This window comes from Rhizobium anhuiense bv. trifolii (genome assembly GCF_024346605.1).
GTDB lineage: Bacteria > Pseudomonadota > Alphaproteobacteria > Rhizobiales > Rhizobiaceae > Rhizobium > Rhizobium anhuiense.
Genome location: NZ_CP098801.1, coordinates 919,898 through 938,183 on the forward strand (window position 1 = coordinate 919,898; position 18,286 = coordinate 938,183).

Annotated in this window: 18 protein-coding genes; 17 read left to right on the forward strand and 1 reads right to left on the reverse strand. The window is 62.0% G+C overall.

Going from position 1 to position 18,286, the window contains the following annotated elements; genetic code table 11:
- Positions 1-58: 58 nt before the first annotated feature.
- Complete coding sequence (locus NE851_RS04390) at positions 59-1,393, forward strand: LLM class flavin-dependent oxidoreductase (RefSeq protein WP_063476110.1); 1,335 nt, start codon at positions 59-61, stop codon at positions 1,391-1,393.
- Between the two features lie 63 nt (positions 1,394-1,456).
- On the opposite strand, the gene NE851_RS04395 is transcribed toward NE851_RS04390, so the two are convergent.
- Complete coding sequence (locus NE851_RS04395; RefSeq protein WP_183907587.1) at positions 1,457-2,500, reverse strand: substrate-binding domain-containing protein; 1,044 nt, start codon at positions 2,498-2,500, stop codon at positions 1,457-1,459.
- A gap of 238 nt (positions 2,501-2,738) precedes the next feature.
- Between NE851_RS04395 and NE851_RS04400 the strand changes: the two genes are divergently transcribed.
- From NE851_RS04400 to NE851_RS04475, 16 genes are all read left to right on the forward strand, one after another.
- Positions 2,739-3,773, forward strand: coding sequence for a Gfo/Idh/MocA family protein (locus tag NE851_RS04400; protein WP_183907589.1), 1,035 nt, complete (start codon positions 2,739-2,741; stop codon positions 3,771-3,773).
- An 11-nt stretch (positions 3,774-3,784) separates the two neighbouring features.
- Positions 3,785-4,687, forward strand: a complete 903-nt coding sequence (locus tag NE851_RS04405) for a sugar phosphate isomerase/epimerase family protein (protein ID WP_047613133.1) — start codon at positions 3,785-3,787, stop codon at positions 4,685-4,687.
- A gap of 62 nt (positions 4,688-4,749) precedes the next feature.
- Positions 4,750-5,982, forward strand: coding sequence for an ABC transporter substrate-binding protein (locus NE851_RS04410; RefSeq protein WP_183907591.1), 1,233 nt, complete (start codon positions 4,750-4,752; stop codon positions 5,980-5,982).
- Positions 5,983-6,157: 175 nt separating this feature from the next.
- Positions 6,158-7,060: a carbohydrate ABC transporter permease gene (locus NE851_RS04415; RefSeq protein WP_047613136.1), complete on the forward strand. Its 903-nt coding sequence runs from the start codon at positions 6,158-6,160 to the stop codon at positions 7,058-7,060.
- Positions 7,057-7,884, forward strand: coding sequence for a carbohydrate ABC transporter permease (locus NE851_RS04420; RefSeq protein ID WP_047613138.1), 828 nt, complete (start codon positions 7,057-7,059; stop codon positions 7,882-7,884). Before NE851_RS04415 ends, NE851_RS04420 begins: the two co-directional genes overlap by 4 nt.
- Complete coding sequence (locus tag NE851_RS04425) at positions 7,881-8,951, forward strand: ABC transporter ATP-binding protein (protein WP_063476115.1); 1,071 nt, start codon at positions 7,881-7,883, stop codon at positions 8,949-8,951. The genes NE851_RS04420 and NE851_RS04425 overlap by 4 nt, the downstream gene beginning before the upstream one ends.
- Positions 8,952-9,177: 226 nt before the next feature.
- Positions 9,178-10,200: a LacI family DNA-binding transcriptional regulator gene (locus NE851_RS04430; protein WP_183907593.1), complete on the forward strand. Its 1,023-nt coding sequence runs from the start codon at positions 9,178-9,180 to the stop codon at positions 10,198-10,200.
- A 38-nt stretch (positions 10,201-10,238) separates the two neighbouring features.
- Positions 10,239-11,192: an ABC transporter substrate-binding protein gene (locus NE851_RS04435; protein WP_097544007.1), complete on the forward strand. Its 954-nt coding sequence runs from the start codon at positions 10,239-10,241 to the stop codon at positions 11,190-11,192.
- Positions 11,189-12,010 (forward strand): ATP-binding cassette domain-containing protein, encoded by an 822-nt coding sequence (locus NE851_RS04440; protein WP_047613142.1) that lies wholly within the window; start codon positions 11,189-11,191, stop codon positions 12,008-12,010. Before NE851_RS04435 ends, NE851_RS04440 begins: the two co-directional genes overlap by 4 nt.
- Positions 12,007-13,011, forward strand: a complete 1,005-nt coding sequence (locus NE851_RS04445) for an ABC transporter permease (RefSeq protein ID WP_063476118.1) — start codon at positions 12,007-12,009, stop codon at positions 13,009-13,011. Before NE851_RS04440 ends, NE851_RS04445 begins: the two co-directional genes overlap by 4 nt.
- Before the next feature lie 4 nt (positions 13,012-13,015).
- Entirely contained in the window at positions 13,016-14,095 is a 1,080-nt protein-coding gene (locus tag NE851_RS04450) for a phosphotriesterase family protein (protein ID WP_097544005.1), read from the forward strand.
- A gap of 36 nt (positions 14,096-14,131) precedes the next feature.
- Positions 14,132-14,905 (forward strand): glutamine amidotransferase, encoded by a 774-nt coding sequence (locus NE851_RS04455; RefSeq protein WP_127430081.1) that lies wholly within the window; start codon positions 14,132-14,134, stop codon positions 14,903-14,905.
- A gap of 35 nt (positions 14,906-14,940) precedes the next feature.
- On the forward strand, positions 14,941-15,783 hold the full coding sequence (locus tag NE851_RS04460; protein ID WP_254955474.1) for a BtpA/SgcQ family protein: 843 nt from the start codon (positions 14,941-14,943) through the stop codon (positions 15,781-15,783).
- 2 nt (positions 15,784-15,785) lie between these two features.
- The gene (locus tag NE851_RS04465; RefSeq protein WP_047613150.1) at positions 15,786-16,433 is read left to right on the forward strand and encodes a TenA family protein; all 648 of its coding nucleotides are present in this window, start codon (positions 15,786-15,788) and stop codon (positions 16,431-16,433) included.
- 23 nt (positions 16,434-16,456) lie between these two features.
- Positions 16,457-17,350, forward strand: a complete 894-nt coding sequence (locus tag NE851_RS04470; protein WP_132573484.1) for a ribokinase — start codon at positions 16,457-16,459, stop codon at positions 17,348-17,350.
- 97 nt (positions 17,351-17,447) lie between these two features.
- The gene (locus NE851_RS04475) at positions 17,448-18,281 is read left to right on the forward strand and encodes an inositol monophosphatase family protein (RefSeq protein ID WP_132573483.1); all 834 of its coding nucleotides are present in this window, start codon (positions 17,448-17,450) and stop codon (positions 18,279-18,281) included.
- Positions 18,282-18,286 lie beyond the last annotated feature (5 nt).

The window sequence follows — 18,286 nt, forward strand, 5'->3', positions numbered from 1 at the left end:
CAGAAAGAACGCCCAATGCGGGGCAGGCGACCGCCTTGCCCGATCCATGAGGAAAGTCATGACCCCACGGCAGTTGCGCCTCGGCGCCTTCATGCGTCCCGTCAGCCTGCACACCGGCGCGTGGCGCTATCCCGGTTCCTATCCCGACGCCAATTTCAATTTCGCCCATCTGAAGTCCTTCGCGCAGGCGCTGGAACGGGCGAAATTCGACGCCTTCTTCATGGCCGATCACCTTGCCGTGCTCAACATGCCTGTGGAGGCGCTGAGGCGCAGCCACACCGTGACCTCCTTCGAGCCCTTCACGCTGCTATCGGCGCTGGCGGCGGTGACGGAGCGTATCGGCCTCGTCGCCACCGCTTCCACCACTTTCGACGAGCCCTATCACATCGCTCGTCGCTTCGCCTCGCTCGACCATATCAGTGGCGGCCGCGCCGGCTGGAATATCGTCACGACGTCCAACCCCGACGCCGCGCTCAATTTCGGCCTGGACGAACATGTGGAGCATGGCGAACGTTATCACCGTGCGCGGGAATTCTACGATGTCGTGACCGGGCTGTGGGACAGTTTCGCCGACGATGCCTTCATCCGCGACCGGGAGAGCGGCCAGTTCTTCGATCCGGAAAAGATGCATGTGCTCGCCCACAAAGGCGAGGAACTCAGCGTCCGCGGGCCGCTCAATATCGCCCGGCCGCCGCAGGGCTGGCCCGTCATCGTCCAGGCCGGCCAGTCCGATCCCGGCCGCCAGCTTGCCGCCGAGACCGCCGAGATGGTCTTCTGTTCGCCGCGCGATCTTGCCGCCGGCAAGGCGCTCTATGCCGACATCAAGACCCGCATGGAAGCCATCGGCCGCAAGCGCGACCATCTGAAGATCCTGCCCGCCGCCTTCGTCATCGTCGGCGACAGCATCGAGGAGGCGCGCGCCAAACGCGCCACGCTCGACAGTCTGGTGCATTACGACAGCGCCATCGCCTCGCTTTCGATCGCGCTCGGTCACGACGCTTCGGGCTTCGATCCCGATGCGCCGCTGCCGGCCGATATTCCCGACACCAATGCCAGCAAGACCGGCCGCGCTCAGGTGCTGAAGCTTGCGGCGGAGGAAAATCTGACCGTGCGTCAGCTGGCGCAGCGCTATGGCGGCTATGCCGGCCTTGCCTTCGTCGGCACCCCGGCCAGTATCGCCGACGAGATGGAACGCTGGCTCGACGAGCAAGGTTCGGACGGCTTCAACGTCGTCTTCCCCTATCTGCCGCAGGGTCTCCTCGACGTCACCGAACGGCTGGTTCCCGAGCTGCAGCGCCGCGGTCTGTTCCGCAGCGAATACGAAGGCACGACACTGCGCGAACATCTCGGATTGCCGCGGCCGGAAAACCGGTTCTTCCCTGCTGGCACATGAGGCGTCGCCGCCGCTGGAATGGACGAACCTCGCTTCCGCTTTCCGGAAGCGAGCCGATAGCGCTCAGGCCATGACCCCGACCTGAAACGCATCGCTCTCACCCATTATCAGTTCGAGAGGCCAGACGATGTTGCGGCTCTCGTTCGGATAGAATTCCCTATAGGCCTGCATGTTGGCGAGAAGCATTCGGCCGAGCGCGACGCCGAGATCGTAGAGCGAGATACGGAAGCAGCTGAGCGACGGCTGCAAGAACCGTGCACGAGGAGCGTCGCGGAAGCCGATCACCGCAAGATCGCGGCCGGGCATGACACCTGATTCCATCAGGCGGCGGTAAAGGCCGATCGCCATCAGCTCATAGATCAGGATCACCGCCGTCGGCCGTTCTTCGAGCAGCAGCAGTTCATGGGCCGCCTGGTAACCACCCCGTTCGCTCGACTTGACGCGGATGACGAGTGCCGGGTTGAATGCGATACCGTGTCGTTCGAGTGCGCGGCGATAACTTTCGACAAAGAGATAACCGAGATTGGCTTCGCTCGACGGCGCGGTGATCGCGATCCGACGATGCCCCAGCGTGACCAGCCGCTCGACGGCATGGTCGGCCACGCCCTCGAAATCGAGATCGATCCATGGAAAATCGCCGGCCGAAAGGCTGCGGCCGAGCGCCACGAAGGGGATCTTCGCCCGCGACAGAAAGTCGATGCGCCGGTCGACGCGCTGCGTGTCCGCGATGATCATCGCATCGACGATGTGCCGTGCCACCATCCGCTTCAGATATTCGTGCGGGTCCTCGTCGCTCGGGCAGGGCAACATCACGAGGTCGAGCTTATGGCGGGCAAAGACGCTCTGCAGGCCGCTGGTGACGCCAAGGAAGAAGTTGTCGGCATTCTCGACCGTCTCCTTGCTGGATTCGATCATCAACCCGATGACCTTCGTCTCTCCCTGACGCAGGCTCCGCCCAGACTGGTTGGCGACATAGCCGAGTTCCTCGGCCGCAGCCAGCACGCGCCGGCGGGTTTCCTCGTTGACATCGGGCTTGCCGTTCAGGGCACGCGAGACCGTGCCGATCGAAATATCCAGGTGGTCGGCGAGCTGGCGAATCCCCTTCATCGGTGGCGATTTTCCCTAGAGCATGATGCCGAAAAGTGTGCGCGGTTTTCGGACGACATCATGCTCTGTTTCTTTGGTTTAGATCAGGATTCAGATTTTAGGCCGACCCGGCCTAAAATCATCCGGATCAATTTGGCATCTGACCTCTATTGACACGGCAAAAAGTTTCCGCATACAGTCGTAAACGTTTACGGAGTGCGTGTCACTAGGAGTTGGCGCCATTCCCTCGGAGGAAATCGTGAAATTCAGTGCCATTCTGTGCGGGTGCGGAGCTATGTCCAAAGGTTGGTTGCGTGCGATCGCTTCCAACCCTCTGCTGGCCGATGCCATCACCATTGTCGGCCTCGTCGACCTGAACCGGAAGACGGCGGAAACGCTTGCCGCGGAGTTCGGCCTCGAGGACGCCGTCATCGGTTCGGACCTGGCTGACGTCATCGCCGCCACCAAGGCCGATCTGGTCTTCGACATCGTCATTCCGTCGGCTCGATACGACGTCGTCTCGACGGCGCTGAAGGCCGGCTGCCATGTGCTCAGCGAAAAGCCGATGGCCGCTTCGCTTGCCGAGGGCGCTGCGCTGATCGATCTTGCCGCCGAGACCGGGCGCATCCACGCTGTCATCCAGAACCGCCGCTTCATATCGGGGGTCCGGCGTCTTCGCCGTTTCGTCGACAGCGGCGCGATCGGCGACCTTACCGGCATCCATTGCGACTTCTTCATCGCGCCGCATTTCGGCGGCTTTCGCGAAGAGATGGCTAACGTCCTGCTTCTCGACATGGCGATCCACACTTTCGATGCGGCGCGCTACGTCGCCGATAGGAAGCCGCTCGCCGTCTATTGCGTCGAGCGCAATCCAAAGGGCTCGTGGTATCGGCACGGCGCCTCGGCCAACGCCATTTTCGAATTTTCCGATGACATCGTCTTCACCTATCGCGGCTCCTGGTGCGCCGAGGGCGAGCGAACCAGCTGGGAAAGCCAGTGGCGCCTCGTCGGCTCGAAGGGAATGCTCACCTGGGATGGCGAAGAGAATTTCAAGGCGGCCGTTGCCGGCGAAGAGCCCGGCCTTCTGCATGGCTTTGCAGCCGTAAACGTTCCCGGTCCGGAACACGATGAAGAAACCCATGGCCACGCCAGCGTCATCGCCGATTTCATCGCGGCGATCAGCACCGGCAAGCAGCCCGAGACGGTCAATTCCGACAATATCAGAAGCCTTGCCATGGTCTTCGGCGCAATCGAAAGCGCCAAGACCGGCAAGCGCGTCGAAATTTCAGCATAGGATGACATGACGTGAGCAACCCCGCAAAATCCATTCGCATCGGCACCATGGTCAGCGGCAACAAGGGCGATGCCGCAAGCCGCATCGGCGATATCGCCGATATGGGCTTCGAAAGCTTCGAACCCTTCTTCTGGCAAACGACCAAGGGCCAGGACCTTGCCGAACTCGGCAAGCGTTGCCTCGATGCGATCGGCGACCGCGACATCACCATCTCGACGCTCGGCATGTTCGGCAATCCGCTTGAGGAAACCGAAATCGACCTCGAAACGCTGCAGGGCTGGAAGGATTGCATCGACAATGCCCATCACTTCGGCGCCACCTGCGTTGCCGGCTTCACCGGCCGCATCCGCGGCAAACCGCTGACCGACAGCCTGCCGCGCTACAAGCAGATCTGGAGCGAGCTTGCCAAGCGCGCCGCCGACAAGGGCATCAAGATCGCCTTCGAAAACTGCGCCATGGACGGCAATTGGGCGACCGGCGACTGGAACATCGCCCACAATCCCGATGCGTGGGAACTGATCTTCAACGAGACGCCTGATGATAATATCGGCCTGGAATGGGAACCGTGCCATCAGATGGTCTATCTGATCGACCCCTTGCCGCAGATCCGCAAATGGGCGCACAAGTTCTTCCATGTCCACGGCAAGGACGCGACCATCCGCTGGGAGGTCATCAAGGAACACGGCATCTTCGGCAAGGAGAAGTTCGTCTTCATGCGCACGCCGGGCTTCGGCGACAGCAACTGGACCGATATCATTTCCGAGCTGCGCCTGGCCGGCTGGTCGGGCTCGATCGATATCGAAGGCTGGCACGACCCGGTCTATCGCGACGCGCTTGAAATGACCGGCCAGGTCTATGCGCTCAACCACCTCAAGCATGCCCGGGGCGGCGAATTCGTCGTCGATCCGGCCTGATGACATCGTTTCCGGCAAGGAGGAATTGCCGGATACGGGGATAACCACAAAGGAGGAGAACCATGGCTATCCGCAAATATGCAATTCTGGGAGCGCTTGCCCTTGCAGGCGTCTCGCTGTTCGGTCTTTCGGCCAAGGCCGAGGACGTCACGCTGACGCTCTGGTCGCTTGACAAGGACACCCAGCCGGCGCCGAACCTCGTCAAGGAGTTCAACGCCCAGAACAACGGCATCAAGATCGAATACCGGCTGATCCAGTTCGACGACGTCGTCACCGAGGCGATGCGCGCCTATGCCACCGGCCAGGCGCCCGATATCATCGCCGTCGACAATCCCGAGCACGCGCTGTTCTCGTCGCGCGGCGCCTTCCTCGATCTTACCGACATGATCGCCAAGTCGACCGTCATCAAGCCGGAGAATTATTTCCCCGGACCGCTGAAATCGGTCGAGTGGGACGGCAAGTATTTTGGCGTGCCGAAGGCGACCAACACGATCGCGCTCTATTACAACAAGGACATGTTCAAGGCGAAGGGCCTCGATCCGGCGAAACCGCCACAGACGTGGGACGAGCTGGTCGAGGATGCGGGCAAACTGACCGACCCCGCCAAGAACGTCTACGGTCTCGCCTTCTCGGCCAAGGCCAACGAGGAGGGCACCTTCCAGTTCCTTCCCTGGGCCCAGATGGGCGGCGGCAGCTATGAGCACATCAATGCCGACGGCGCGGTGAAGGCGCTGGAGATCTGGAAGACGATCATGGACGAGAAGCTCGCTTCTCCCGATACGCTGACGCGCGGTCAGTGGGATTCGACCGGAACCTTCAACTCGGGCAATGCGGCCATGGCGATCTCCGGTCCGTGGGAGCTCGACCGCATGACGCAGGAAGCGAAATTCGATTGGGGCGTCACCCTGCTCCCAGTTCCGAAGGAAGGGGCCGAACGCTCTTCGGCCATGGGTGATTTCAACTGGGCGATCTTTGCCACCAGCAAACATCCGGCCGAAGCCTTCAAGGCGCTCGAATATTTCGCCTCGCAGGACGACAAGATGTTCAAGAACTTCGGCCAGCTTCCGGCCCGTTCCGACATCTCGATCCCCGAAAGCGGCCAACCGCTGAAGGATGCCGCCCTCAAGGTCTTCCTCGAACAGCTGAAATACGCCAAGCCGCGCGGTCCGCATCCGCAATGGCCGAAGATCTCCAAGGCGATCCAGGACGCCATACAGGCGGCATTGACCGGCCAGATGAGCCCGAAGGACGCGCTCGACCAGGCCGCCGACAAGATCAAGGCAGTACTAGGCTGATCATTGGCTGCGAGCGAGCCGCTTGCTCCCTCTTCTCCCCCGCGGGGAGAAGAGGGACCGGAAGCAACGCGTCTTTTAACCGGATGAGCCTCGGTTCATCTCTTCATTTCCTCCCGGCAGGGGCCGTCTTCCGCATCATGCGCCAGGCGGCCCCGTTCGGAGTATCGGAGGACCCATGAAAAGGATCCTGATGAGCGTCAGGGACGGTCGCGGTTTCGATATCGTGCTGGTCGCTTTCCCGCTCGGCTTTCTGTTCCTGATGGCGGGGCTGCCGCTGATCTACAATGTCGTGATGAGCTTCCAGGAGGTCGACATGTTCAGCCTCGGGACCTTCTCGCGTCCCTTCGTCGGCTTCAAGAATTATACTGACCTCTTCGCGCAGCCGGAAACGCTGCCGATCCTCTACAACACCGTCATCTTCGTCACCGGCTCCATTGCCGGCCAGTTCCTGATCGGCTTCGGGCTGGCGCTGTTCTTCTGGGTCAATTTCCCCGGCGCCTCCTGGATGCGCGGACTGTTCCTCGTCTCCTGGGTGATGCCCGGCCTCGTCGTCGGCGCCATCTGGAACTGGATTCTCTCGGGCGATTTCGGCGTGCTGAACTTCATCCTCAGGGAAAGCGGCATCATCTCCGGCAACATCTTCTGGCGCTCGGACCCGCATTATTCGCTCTATGCCGTCATCATCGCCAATATCTGGCTCGGCACTTCCTTCAACATGATCCTGTTGTCCGTCGGTCTCGCCGGCATTCCCGCCGATCTCTACGAAGCGGCCGAACTCGACGGCGCCAATATCTGGCAGCGCTTCTGGACGATCACGCTGCCGATGATGCGCTCGACCATCGGCGCGATCATCGCGCTCGGCCTGATCTTCACCCTGCAGCAGTTCGATCTCTTCGCCGCGATCACCTCGGGCGGGCCGAACAACTCGTCGAACGTCACCCAATACTGGGCCTGGGATCTCTCCTTCCGACAATACGACTTCGCCAAGGGTGCGACGATCTCCGTCATCATGATTGTCTTCGTCATGTTCGCCTCCGTCGTCTATGTCCGGTCCACACGCCACGAGGTACGCGGATGAATACGACCAACCGCGACCGCCTGATGCTCGCCATATCGGTCGTCATGGCGGCGATCTATCTCTTCCCGCTCTACTGGATGTACATCACCGCGCTGAAAAGCGGCTCGGAGATGTTCGCGACACCGCCGAGCTTCTGGCCAGCCGCGCCGCAATGGGCCACCTATGCCTATGTCTGGGAAAGCCGCGACATGGGCCGCTATCTCTGGAATTCTCTGGTGATCGCACTCGGCTCCATGGCGCTCATCACCCTGCTCGGGGTCGGCTGCGCCTATGTGCTCGCCAGATACCGCAATGTCTGGGTGGATATCGGCCTGTTCCTGATCCTGATGCTGCAGGTCTTGCCGGCCTCGCTGATGATCACGCCGATCTTCGTCGGCTTTTCGCAGATCGGCATGCTGGACTATCCAAGGCTTGCCGTCATCATCGCGGTCGCGGCAAAGAGCATGCCCTTCTTCGTCATCCTGGTGCGCGCCACCTTCATGAGCGTTCCCCAGGAGCTCGAGGAGGCGGCCCTCGTCGACGGCAATTCACGTGTCGGCGCTTTCTTCAACATCGTCCTGCCGCTTGCCCGCAACGGCATCCTGGTCAGCGCCATCCTGATCTTCATGCAGGCCTTCGGCGAATTCGTCTATTCGAAGTCGATGATCCAGGCGGTCGAGCTTCAGCCGGCAAGCGTCGGCCTCAATTCCTTCATGGGGCCGAACACCAACGAGTGGAACAACATCATGGCCTATGCCACGATGTATGTGACGCCGATCCTCGCCATTTTCGTTCTCTTGCAGCGCCGCATCGTATCCGGCCTCACCTCTGGAGCCCTCAAATGACCACGCAGATCGAGCTCAGAGGCGTCAACAAATATTACGGCGCCTTCCATGCCCTGAAGAATATCGACCTTTCGATCGCCAAGGGCACCTTCGTTGCGCTCGTCGGCCCGTCGGGCTGCGGCAAGTCCACGCTGCTGCGCTCGCTTGCCGGCCTCGAAAGCATTTCGACGGGCGATCTGAGGATCGCCGGCGAGTTGATGAACGGCGTGCCGCCGCGCAAGCGCGATGTCGCCATGGTCTTCCAGTCCTATGCGCTCTATCCGCATATGACGGTCGAGGAGAACCTGACCTACAGCCTGCGCATCCGCGGCATTGCCAAGGCAGAGGCCAAGAAGGCCGCCGAGGACGTGGCGGCGACGACAGGTCTTTCACATCTGCTGAAGCGCTATCCGCGCGAGCTTTCCGGCGGTCAGCGCCAGCGTGTTGCCATGAGCCGGGCCATCATCCGCCATCCCAAGGCCTTCCTGTTCGACGAGCCGCTGTCCAACCTCGATGCTGCGCTGCGCGTCCACATGCGCAAGGAAATCCGGTCGCTGCACGACCGGCTGCACGCAACCTTTGTCTACGTCACGCACGACCAGGTCGAAGCGATGACGATGGCCGACCATGTGGTGGTGATGCGCGACGGCATCATCGAACAGCAGGGCGCGCCGCTTGATCTCTACGACCGGCCGGCGAACCGCTTCGTCGCCGGTTTCATCGGTTCGCCGGCGATGAATTTCATTCCCGCGATCGCTGCAGAAGACGGCAGGAACCTGATCCTGGATTTTGGCGCGGTGAAGCAAAAGCTTGCGATATCCCGCGCCATCGAACCCGGCCGCAAGCTCATCGCCGGCATCCGCCCGGAGCATATCGGCGTCGTCGCGCCCGGGCAGGGCAGTTTCGATATACCGATCGCCTTCGTCGAATCGACTGGCTCCTCGACCTTCATCGTCGCGGAGACCCAGCCGGAGCTGACGATCGTCGAAACGCGGCGCGACAGGGTCAAGGCGGGAGACACGATCGGCGTGTCGGTCGATCCGGATCAGATCCATCTCTTCGACGCCTCGACGGACCGTGCCATATAAGGGCAACAGCCTGTCGGCTGGAATTGTCATAAAATCGAACCGGGCACCACCGGCGCCCGGTTGCGCGACAAGCTCGACCCGACGATTGCCAACGAGGATCGCCGGTCGAGCTTCCATTGTTTTATAAGAAAACAGAGCCCGCACAGTCATTGCTGTTGACAACAGCGAACATTCCATATTGTCTTGTAAAGCGTTTTACTAAACCGCTTTACAACAGGTCCAGTCAATGGCCAAGGGAACGACCCCAAGCTTGAAGGATGTTGCGGCCGCCGCCGGCGTGTCGGTCACCACGGTGTCCCGTTTCGTCAACGGAAGCCTCGATCTTCCCTTTCAGACGAAGAAGCGCATCGAGGATGCGATCCAGACGCTGAACTACCGGCCGAACCCGCATGCGCGCCGCTTAAGCAGGGGCCGCTCCGACACGATCGGCCTTGTCGTGCCCGATATCGCCAATCCCTTCTTCTCGACCCTTGTCGCCGCCGTCGAGCAGGCGGCCGATGAAAGGAAACTCGCCGTCTCGCTGCATGCCACCCTCAACCGGCCGGGGCGCGAGATCGAATATCTGCAGCTGATCGAGCGCAATCACGTCGACGGACTGATCTTCGTCACCAACCATCCGGATGACGGTGCGCTGGCCGCTCTCATCAACGGCACCGGCAAGGTCATCATCGTCGACGAGGACATCCCCGATTCGAAGGCGCCGAAGCTGTTCTGCGACAACGAGCAGGGCGGTTATCTCGCCGGCCTGCATCTGGCCGAGCAGGGTCATCGCCATGTCCTCTTCATTGGCGGCGACGAGCGCATGATCAGCGCCCGCAGGCGTTTTGGCGGTCTGCTGAAGGCGCTCAAGGAGCGGCATGGCAGCGAGGCCAGAGCCGACCGCTATGCCGGCGAATATACGATCGAATACGGCCGGGCGGCGGCGCTCGACTATCTCTCGGGAGACCGAAAAGCGACGGCGATCTTCGCCAGCTCCGACGAGATCGCCATCGGGGTGGTCGAGGTCTTCAGAAGCCAGGGCGTCTCGATCCCTGATGACATCTCGGTCATCGGCTTCGACGATGTCGGCCCGCTTCATCTCTTTGCGCCACCGCTGACGGCCATCCGCCAGCCGGTGCGCCAGATCGGCCGGCGGTCGCTGGAGCTGCTTCTGGAAACCAATTGGCACGAGTGGAAACCATCCGCTTCGGAGGAACTGGTGCCTGTCGAAATCGTGGTGCGGAACTCCGTTGCGCCGCCTGCGAAATAACAATCAGCAACGTCAAAAAACCAAAAGAGGATGAGAACATGACATTGAATTTGACGAGACGAACGATGATCGCAGCCGCCGGCTTCACGGCATTGACCTTTATCGGCCTGTCCAGCGCCGCGGCACAGGAAAAGAAGACCATCGCATTGGTGCAGATCAACCAGCAGGCGCTTTTCTTCAATCAGATGAATGAGGGCGCCCAGAAGGCGGCCGACGCCGCCGGCGTCAAACTGGTGATCTTCAACGCCAATAACGAGACAACAGCGCAGAACAGCGCCATCGAAACCTACGTCCAGGAAAAGGTCTCCGGCCTTGCCGTCGTGGCGATCGACGTCAACGGCATCATGCCGGCGGTCAAGCAGGCCGCCGATGCCGGCATTCCGGTCGTCGCCATCGACGCGATCCTGCCTGATGGTCCGCAGAAGGCGCAGATCGGTGTGGACAATGCCGCAGCCGGCGCCGACATGGGCAAATACTTCCTCGACTACGTCAAGGCGAACATGGGCGGCAAGGCCAAGCTCGGCGTCGTCGGCGCGCTGAACTCGTTCATCCAGAACATCCGCCAGGAGGGCTTCGAGAAGACCCTGAAAGGCGTCGACGGCATCGAAATGGCCGGCGTCGTCGACGGCCAGAACATCCAGGATAACGCTCTTGCGGCGGCCGAAAACCTGATCACTGCCAATCCTGACCTGACCGCGATCTACGCCACTGGCGAACCGGCCCTGATGGGAGCGATCGCCGCCGTCCAGAGCCAGGGCAAGCAGGACAAGATCAAGGTATTCGGCTGGGATCTGACTGCCGAAGCCATTGCCGGCATCGATGCCGGCTTCGTCGTCGCGGTCGTCCAGCAGGATCCGGCCGCAATGGGCGGTGCCGCCGTCGACGCGCTCGTCAAGGCTTCGGCCGGCGAAGCCGTCACCAAGACGATCTCTGTGCCGATCACCATCGTGACCAAGGAGAATGTCGAGCCGTATCGGGCCGTCTTCAAATGATCGAAAGCGGACAGCGTGACATCGCTGCCGCCGGTTCCGGAGGGGTCGCATCCTCCGGAACCGGAACATCCGGCGGCCCCCGATCCGACCCGCGCATCTCGCTGCGCGGCATCCGCAAGTCCTTCGGCTCGCACCAGGCCCTGCGCGGTGTCGATCTCGACATCTTCCCCGGCGAATGCCTGGGGCTTGTCGGCGATAACGCCGCCGGCAAGTCGACGCTGACGAAAATCATCTCGGGAACCTACATTCCCGATGCCGGCACCATCACCATGGAAGGCGAGGAGGTTCGCTTCTCCGGTCCCGCGGATGCGCGCGGCAGAAACATCGAAATGGTGTTCCAGGATCTCAGCCTGTGCGACCACATCGATGTCGTCGGCAATCTCTTCCTCGGCCGCGAACTCAGCCGCGGGCCGTTTCTCGACACCAGGACGATGCTGTCGGAAGCCCGCAAGATGCTGGATTCGCTTGAGATCCGTATCCCTAGACTGACCGGCAAGGTCGCCCAGCTCTCCGGCGGACAGCGTCAGGCGATCGCCATCGCACGCGCCGCCTCCTTCAAGCCGAAGGTGCTGATCATGGACGAGCCGACGTCAGCGCTTGCCGTCGCCGAGGTCGAGGCGGTTCTGGCCCTGATCAACCGCGTCAAGGCGAACGGGGTCTCGGTGATCCTTATCACCCACCGGCTGCAGGACCTCTTCCGGGTCTGCGACCGCATTGCGGTGATGTACGAGGGCACGAAGGTGGCCGAACGGCAGATCGGCAGCACCAACCTTGAGGATCTCGTTCATTTGATCGTCGGTGAAGGAGCCAGGCAATGACGGCTTATACGGAACGCGGCCATGGTTCGCGCGTCGCCGATTTCTTCGGCGAACATGCGCAGGTCCTGTCGATCGCCATCTTCTTCCTGGCCTGCATGATCTTCTTCTCGATCGGCAGTGAAACCTTCTTCACGCTCGGCAACATCCTGAACATCGTCCGGCAGGCGGCACCCATCCTGATCGTCGCCATCGCCATGACCTTCGTCATCATCACCGGCGGCATCGATCTCTCGGTCGGCTCGCAGGTCGCCCTCGTCAATGCGGTCGCGGCGATCGTCATGGCGATGGGGATACCCTGGCCATCCGTCGTCATCGGCATGCTCGTGCTGGGCGCCTTCATGGGATTGGTCCAGGGCTGGTTCACCGCCTATCAGGGCATTCCAGCCTTCATCGTGACGCTCGCTGGCCTCTCGATCCTGCGCGGCCTGGCGCTCTATCTGACCCAGGGCTATTCCATCCCGATCAAGGACGCGCCGGGCTTCTTCGCGCTCGGCCGGGGCGAAATCCTCAGCTTCCCGATCCCGGCCATCATCGCCGTCATCATCGCCATTCTCGGCTATGTCGTCATCACCGCGACCAAATACGGCCGGCAGGTCGTGGCGGTCGGTTCCAACATGGAGGCGGCGCGGCGTGTCGGCATGCCCGCCAAATGGATCATCGCCTCGGTCTATATCATCTCCGGCGTCGCCTGCGCGGTCGCCGGCCTGCTGATTGCCGCCCGGCTCGGTTCCGGATCATCCAATGCTGCCGTGGGTTTCGAGCTGCAGGTAATCGCTGCCGTGGTGCTCGGCGGAACGTCACTGATGGGCGGACGCGGCACCATCCTCGGCACCGTACTCGGCACGCTGACCATCGCCGTCATCGGCAACGGCCTGATCCTGATGCACATATCGCCGTTCTTCACCCAGATCGTTACCGGCGCCATCATCCTCGTCGCCATCTGGCTGAACACGCGCATCTTCACGGCCAATTTCCATTTCGGAATGCGCAGGAAAGGATGAGGCGATGAGCGAGCAGACAGCTGAGAGCCTCTCCGAAGCGCATATCCGATCCGGCAAGGTGATGACCGTCACCGGCCCCGTTTCGGCCGATGCGCTCGGCGTGACACTGATGCACGAGCATATCCTCAACGACTGCCGCTGCTGGTGGCATGCGCCGAAGACCCCGGAGCGTCAATATCTCGCCGAAAGCCTCGTCTGCATGGAGATCCTAGGCGAACTCCGGCAAGATCCCTTCGTCAACAAGCACAATATCACGCTCGACGACGAACATCTGGCGATCTCCGAACTCCAGGATTTCGCAACAGCCGGCGGCCGCACGGTGGTGGAGCCGACCTGCAAGGGCATCGGCCGCAATCCGCTGGCGCTGCAGCGCATCTCGAAAGCATCCGGTCTGAACATCGTGATGGGGGCGGGTTATTACCTCGGTTCCTCGCATCCGGAAGGCGTCGCGGCAATGGGGGTCGATGACATCGCGCGGGAAATTGTTCGCGAGGCGAGGGAAGGCGTCGACGGCACCGACGTCAGGATCGGCCTGATCGGCGAGATCGGCGTCTCCTCGGATTTCACCGCCGAGGAAGAGAAATCGCTGCGCGGCGCGGCGCGGGCGCAGGTGCTGACCGGACTTCCCCTGATGGTGCATCTGCCGGGCTGGTTCCGTCTCGGCCATCGCGTTCTCGACGTGGTCGCCGAAGAAGGGGCAAATCTCCGCCACACCGTGCTTTGCCACATGAACCCGTCGCATGACGACATCGCCTATCAGAGCGAGCTGGCGGAGCGCGGCGCCTTCATCGAATACGACATGATCGGCATGGATTTCTTCTATGCCGACCAGCAGGTGCAATGCCCGAGCGACGAGCAGGCGGCGCGCGCGATCGTGCGTCTCATCGAGGCTGGTTATCTCGACCGGATTTTGCTGTCGCACGACGTCTTTCTGAAGATGATGCTGACGCATTACGGCGGCAACGGCTACGCCTACATCCTTCGCCACTTCCTTCCCCGTCTTCAGCGCCACGGCATCGACAGGACGGTTCTCGACGAGATGATGCGCAGCAATCCGCGCCGCGTCTTTTGTGCCGGAGCCTAGCTCCACCAATTCAATCGATCACAGGTACGGCAGACCATGACAAAAAAAATCCTCCTTGTCGGCGAGAGCTGGGTCAGCTCCGCCACGCACTACAAAGGCTTCGATCAGTTCGGCAGCGTCACCTTCCATCTCGGCGCCGAACCGCTGGTCAAGGCACTCGCCGGCAGCGCCTTCGAGCTCACCTATATGCCGGCGCACGAGGCGGTGGAGAAATTCCCTTTCGAGATGACCGGGCTCGACGCCTATGACGCCATCATCCTCTCCGATATCGGCGCCAATTCGCTGCTGCTGCCGCCGGACGTGTGGCTGCACTCACGCACCGTGCCGAACCGGCTGAAACTTCTGAAGGCCTGGGTGGAGAAGGGCGGCGGCCTGCTGATGGTCGGCGGCTACTTCTCCTTCCAGGGCATCGACGGCAAGGCACGCTGGCGGCGTACCCCGGTCGAAGACACGCTGCCCGTCACGTGCCTGCCTTACGACGACCGCGTCGAAATCCCCGAGGGAACCGTCGCCGAAGTGGTGAAGCCTGAGCATCCGACGATGCGGGGTCTCGAAGGCGCCTGGCCGGTGCTTCTCGGCGTCAACGAGGTCGAAGTGCGCGACCGGGCCGATGTCGAGATCGTTGCACGCCTGCCTGACGATCAGGGCGGCCATCCGCTGCTCGTCCTCGGCACGCATGGCACCGGCCGGACGGCGGCCTGGACCTCGGATATCGGCCCGCACTGGCTGTCGCCTGCTTTCTGCGAATGGGAAGGTTATGGCCGGCTCTGGAAAAACATCCTCGGCTGGCTCACCGAAAAGCAGGCGTGATGTCTCAACGCGGCGGGAATTGGAAAGGGAATGACATGCAGGAAATTTCAGACAGGCCGTCCAACGCCATCCGGGACATCTTCGGCAGGGACAAGGTTCTGATCGGCATGATCCATTGCCCGGCCTTTCCGGGCGCCCCCCGCTACAGGGGTGCGGCAATGGACGCGATCTACGACGCGTGCATGCGCGACGCCGAAGCCTGCATGGAAGGCGGCCTGCATGGGCTGATCATCGAAAATCATGGCGACGTGCCGTTCTCGAAGCCCGAAGATATCGGCCCCGAGACGACGGGTTTCATGTCCGTCGTCACCGACCGGATCGCCCGCGCAGCCGGCATCCCGCTTGGTATCAACGTGCTTGCCAACGCGCCGATCCCGGCTTTCGCCATCGCCATGGCCGGCGGGGCCAAATTCATCCGCGTCAATCAATGGGCCAATGCCTATGTCGCCAATGAAGGTTTCATGGAGGGCAGGGCGGCCGAAGCCATGCGCTACCGCTCGCTGCTCAGGGCCGAGCATATCAAGGTCTTCGCCGACAGCCACGTCAAGCATGGCAGCCACGCCATCGTCGCCGACCGCTCGATCCAGGAACTGACGCGCGACCTCGCCTTCTTCGATGCCGATGGCGTCATCGCCACCGGCCAGCGAACCGGCCATTCGGCGACGATGGGGGAGATCGAGGAGATCGGCGCCGCCACGCATCTGCCGCTGCTCGTCGGCTCCGGCGTCAACAAGGACAATATCGTCGATATTCTGAGCCGCACCAATGGCGTCATCGTCGCCTCCTCGCTGAAGCACGGCGGCGTCTGGTGGAACCCTGTCGATATCGAACGCGTGCGGGCCTTCCGGGCAGCAGCCGAGCCGGGACTGGAGGGCTGAGCATGGCGGCAGAGAGCCTTTCGGCCCGCATCCTGCGCGAGAACGATGCCGTCTTCCGCGCGATGCTGAGCCACCGCTTCGTCGAGGACGTCAAAAGCGGCACGTTGAGCAGGGAGGCTTTCGAACGGTACCTCGTCTATGAAGGCGCTTTTGTCGACAGCGCCATCTCGATCTTTGCCTATGCGGCGGCGACCGCCAGGACGATGGCGCAGAAGCGCTGGCTGATCGCGGTTCTCGATGCGCTTGCCAACGAGCAGATCAGCTATTTCGAACGCACCTTCGCCAGCCGCGGCATCGATCCCTCGTCCTTCGACACCGGCATCGCCGAGGTCGAGGCCTTTCGCGCCGGCATGTTGGAGATCGCCCGCCGAGGCGGCTTCCTCGACACCGTCGCGGCGATGTTTGCAGCCGAGTGGATGTACTGGACCTGGTCGAAGGAAGCCGCCAATTGCCCGATCGGCGATCCGCTGCTGAAGGAATGGGTCGACCTGCATGTCGATCCGAATTTCGCCGCCCAGGCGCAATGGCTGAAGAATGAACTCGACATGGCAGGAGAAACGCTGGAAGAGGATGAAAAAGCGCGGCTCAGCGCGATCTTCGGCCGGGCGATGCAGCTCGAGATCGATTTTCACGATGCGCCTTACCTTTAGCTTCACCTTGCGAAAGCAGATGCATGCGCGCCTACATAGTCGGTAACGTCGCCATCGACGAAACCATCGCCGTTTCCGAACTTCCCGTCATCGGTGCCTCCATCCTTGGCAATGCCGGTGGCAGCGATCTTGGCGGCAAGGGCACGAACCAGGCTGTTGTCATGGCCCGCTGCGGTGTTCCGACAACGCTGGTGGCGCCTATTGGCAGGGATGGGCGGGCCGATAGTATCCGCCGTTACCTCGCCGACGAGCCGCTTCGGAGTGAACTGATCGAAATGGATGGGGCATCGAGTGATGTCTCGATCATCTTCCGACTGCCTGGCGGTGAAAATGCCATCGTCACGACGACGGAATCGGCGCAGAGCCTGTCCCTCTCCCATGTCAGGCGGATCCTGTCGACGGCCCGTCCCGGCGATCTGATGATGCTGCAGGGCAATCTGTCCGACCAGACGACCCGCGACATCCTCGAACATGCAAGAGCGATCGGCATGGTCACCGCCTTCAATCCCTCGCCGGTGCGTTCCTATTTCTCCGATCTCTGGCACCTCATCGACATCGCCTTCCTCAACAAGGGTGAGGCACAGGCTTTGACGGGAACGACAAGTGAGGATGCTGCCCAATATCTGCTCGGCCGGGGTCTGCGTGAAATCGTCCTGACGCTGGGCGGAGACGGCGCGACGCTCGTGAACCGGAACGGCAGCATCGACGTGCCGGCCCGCGCCTGCGATGTTGTGGATACGACGGGTGCGGGCGATACCTTCATGGCCGCAGCCCTGGCATCCTGCGCGTTGCGCGATCAGCGGCTGGACAGGCTGGCCATCGAGCACGCGGCCGCAGCCGCAGCCATCACCGTCTCAAGGCATGGAACGAGAAAGGCGTTTCCGACCATTTCCGAGCTTGAAGCGATCCTGAGATAACCGCCCCGCTATGGCGGGCAGCTTCATAAAACCATCATCAGCCTCTGCGAAGGGATGGGCTTCTCGCGATTCCCTCCGTTACATCCGGACATTCCCCATGACATCACTCTCAATTTCCGCGCGTCTTTCCCCGACTGCCTCGTCCCGCCTCGTCGTGCTTGCCGAAACGGCATTGAAGGCGGGCGAAACCGCCCGCGGCTCGTTGCGGCGGCGGACATCCCAGGAAATGCTCGCCAAGGCGCCGCGCGACTATCAGACTGAAATCGATGTGGCCGTCGAGCGGATCATCGTCGACGAGATGACGATAGCCTTCCCGGACTATGCCATCCAGGGCGAGGAAGCCGTCGGCAACCGCACGGCCGCTCCGGAGACGCCGATCATCTATATCGACCCGATCGACGGCACCACCAATTACGCCTGGGGCATTCCGCATTTCGGCATGACGATCTCGATCGTCGAAAACGGCAGGCTGGTCATCGGCGTCGTCTATGACGCCATGCAGGACGAACTCTTCAGCGCCGAAATCGGCGGCGGCGCCTATCTCAACGGCGAACGCATCCGCTGCGCCAATGTCGGCGACATCGAGAACGTGCTTGTCGGCGCCGGCCTGCCGATCCCCGGCCAGGTCAAGGCGGTTGCCGAAGACACCTATTTCGACGCCATCAAACGCCTGATGGCCAACACGGCAGGCGTGCGCCGCCTCGGCTCGGCGGCGCTGTCGATCGCCTATGTCGCCTGCGGCCGTCTGGACGGGTTCTTCGAAGACGGGCTCGCGATCCATGATTTCGGCGCGTCAGCGCTGCTGGTCGAAGAGGCGGGCGGCATCGTCACCCGGTTTTCCGGGACCGAAATCGACGGGCGAGGCGATATACTGGCTGCCAGCAAGGCGCTGCACCCCTGGCTACTGGAAGGTTTCCAGAGCAAGGCGTGAACCTG

What these genes read in the sequence shown, in the direction of transcription:
- NE851_RS04450 (WP_097544005.1), top strand. Translation starts at nt 13,016, where the DNA reads ATGAGCGAGCAGACAGCTGAGAGCCTCTCCGAAGCGCATATCCGATCC.
- NE851_RS04460 (WP_254955474.1), top strand. Translation starts at nt 14,941, where the DNA reads ATGCAGGAAATTTCAGACAGGCCGTCCAACGCCATCCGGGACATCTTC.
- NE851_RS04465 (WP_047613150.1), top strand. Translation starts at nt 15,786, where the DNA reads ATGGCGGCAGAGAGCCTTTCGGCCCGCATCCTGCGCGAGAACGATGCC.
- NE851_RS04425 (WP_063476115.1), top strand. Translation starts at nt 7,881, where the DNA reads ATGACCACGCAGATCGAGCTCAGAGGCGTCAACAAATATTACGGCGCC.
- NE851_RS04420 (WP_047613138.1), top strand. Translation starts at nt 7,057, where the DNA reads ATGAATACGACCAACCGCGACCGCCTGATGCTCGCCATATCGGTCGTC.
- NE851_RS04470 (WP_132573484.1), top strand. Translation starts at nt 16,457, where the DNA reads ATGCGCGCCTACATAGTCGGTAACGTCGCCATCGACGAAACCATCGCC.
- NE851_RS04435 (WP_097544007.1), top strand. Translation starts at nt 10,239, where the DNA reads ATGACATTGAATTTGACGAGACGAACGATGATCGCAGCCGCCGGCTTC.
- NE851_RS04430 (WP_183907593.1), top strand. Translation starts at nt 9,178, where the DNA reads ATGGCCAAGGGAACGACCCCAAGCTTGAAGGATGTTGCGGCCGCCGCC.
- NE851_RS04445 (WP_063476118.1), top strand. Translation starts at nt 12,007, where the DNA reads ATGACGGCTTATACGGAACGCGGCCATGGTTCGCGCGTCGCCGATTTC.
- NE851_RS04390 (WP_063476110.1), top strand. Translation starts at nt 59, where the DNA reads ATGACCCCACGGCAGTTGCGCCTCGGCGCCTTCATGCGTCCCGTCAGC.
- NE851_RS04395 (WP_183907587.1), bottom strand. Translation starts at nt 2,500, where the DNA reads ATGAAGGGGATTCGCCAGCTCGCCGACCACCTGGATATTTCGATCGGC.
- NE851_RS04415 (WP_047613136.1), top strand. Translation starts at nt 6,158, where the DNA reads ATGAAAAGGATCCTGATGAGCGTCAGGGACGGTCGCGGTTTCGATATC.
- NE851_RS04410 (WP_183907591.1), top strand. Translation starts at nt 4,750, where the DNA reads ATGGCTATCCGCAAATATGCAATTCTGGGAGCGCTTGCCCTTGCAGGC.
- NE851_RS04440 (WP_047613142.1), top strand. Translation starts at nt 11,189, where the DNA reads ATGATCGAAAGCGGACAGCGTGACATCGCTGCCGCCGGTTCCGGAGGG.
- NE851_RS04455 (WP_127430081.1), top strand. Translation starts at nt 14,132, where the DNA reads ATGACAAAAAAAATCCTCCTTGTCGGCGAGAGCTGGGTCAGCTCCGCC.
- NE851_RS04475 (WP_132573483.1), top strand. Translation starts at nt 17,448, where the DNA reads ATGACATCACTCTCAATTTCCGCGCGTCTTTCCCCGACTGCCTCGTCC.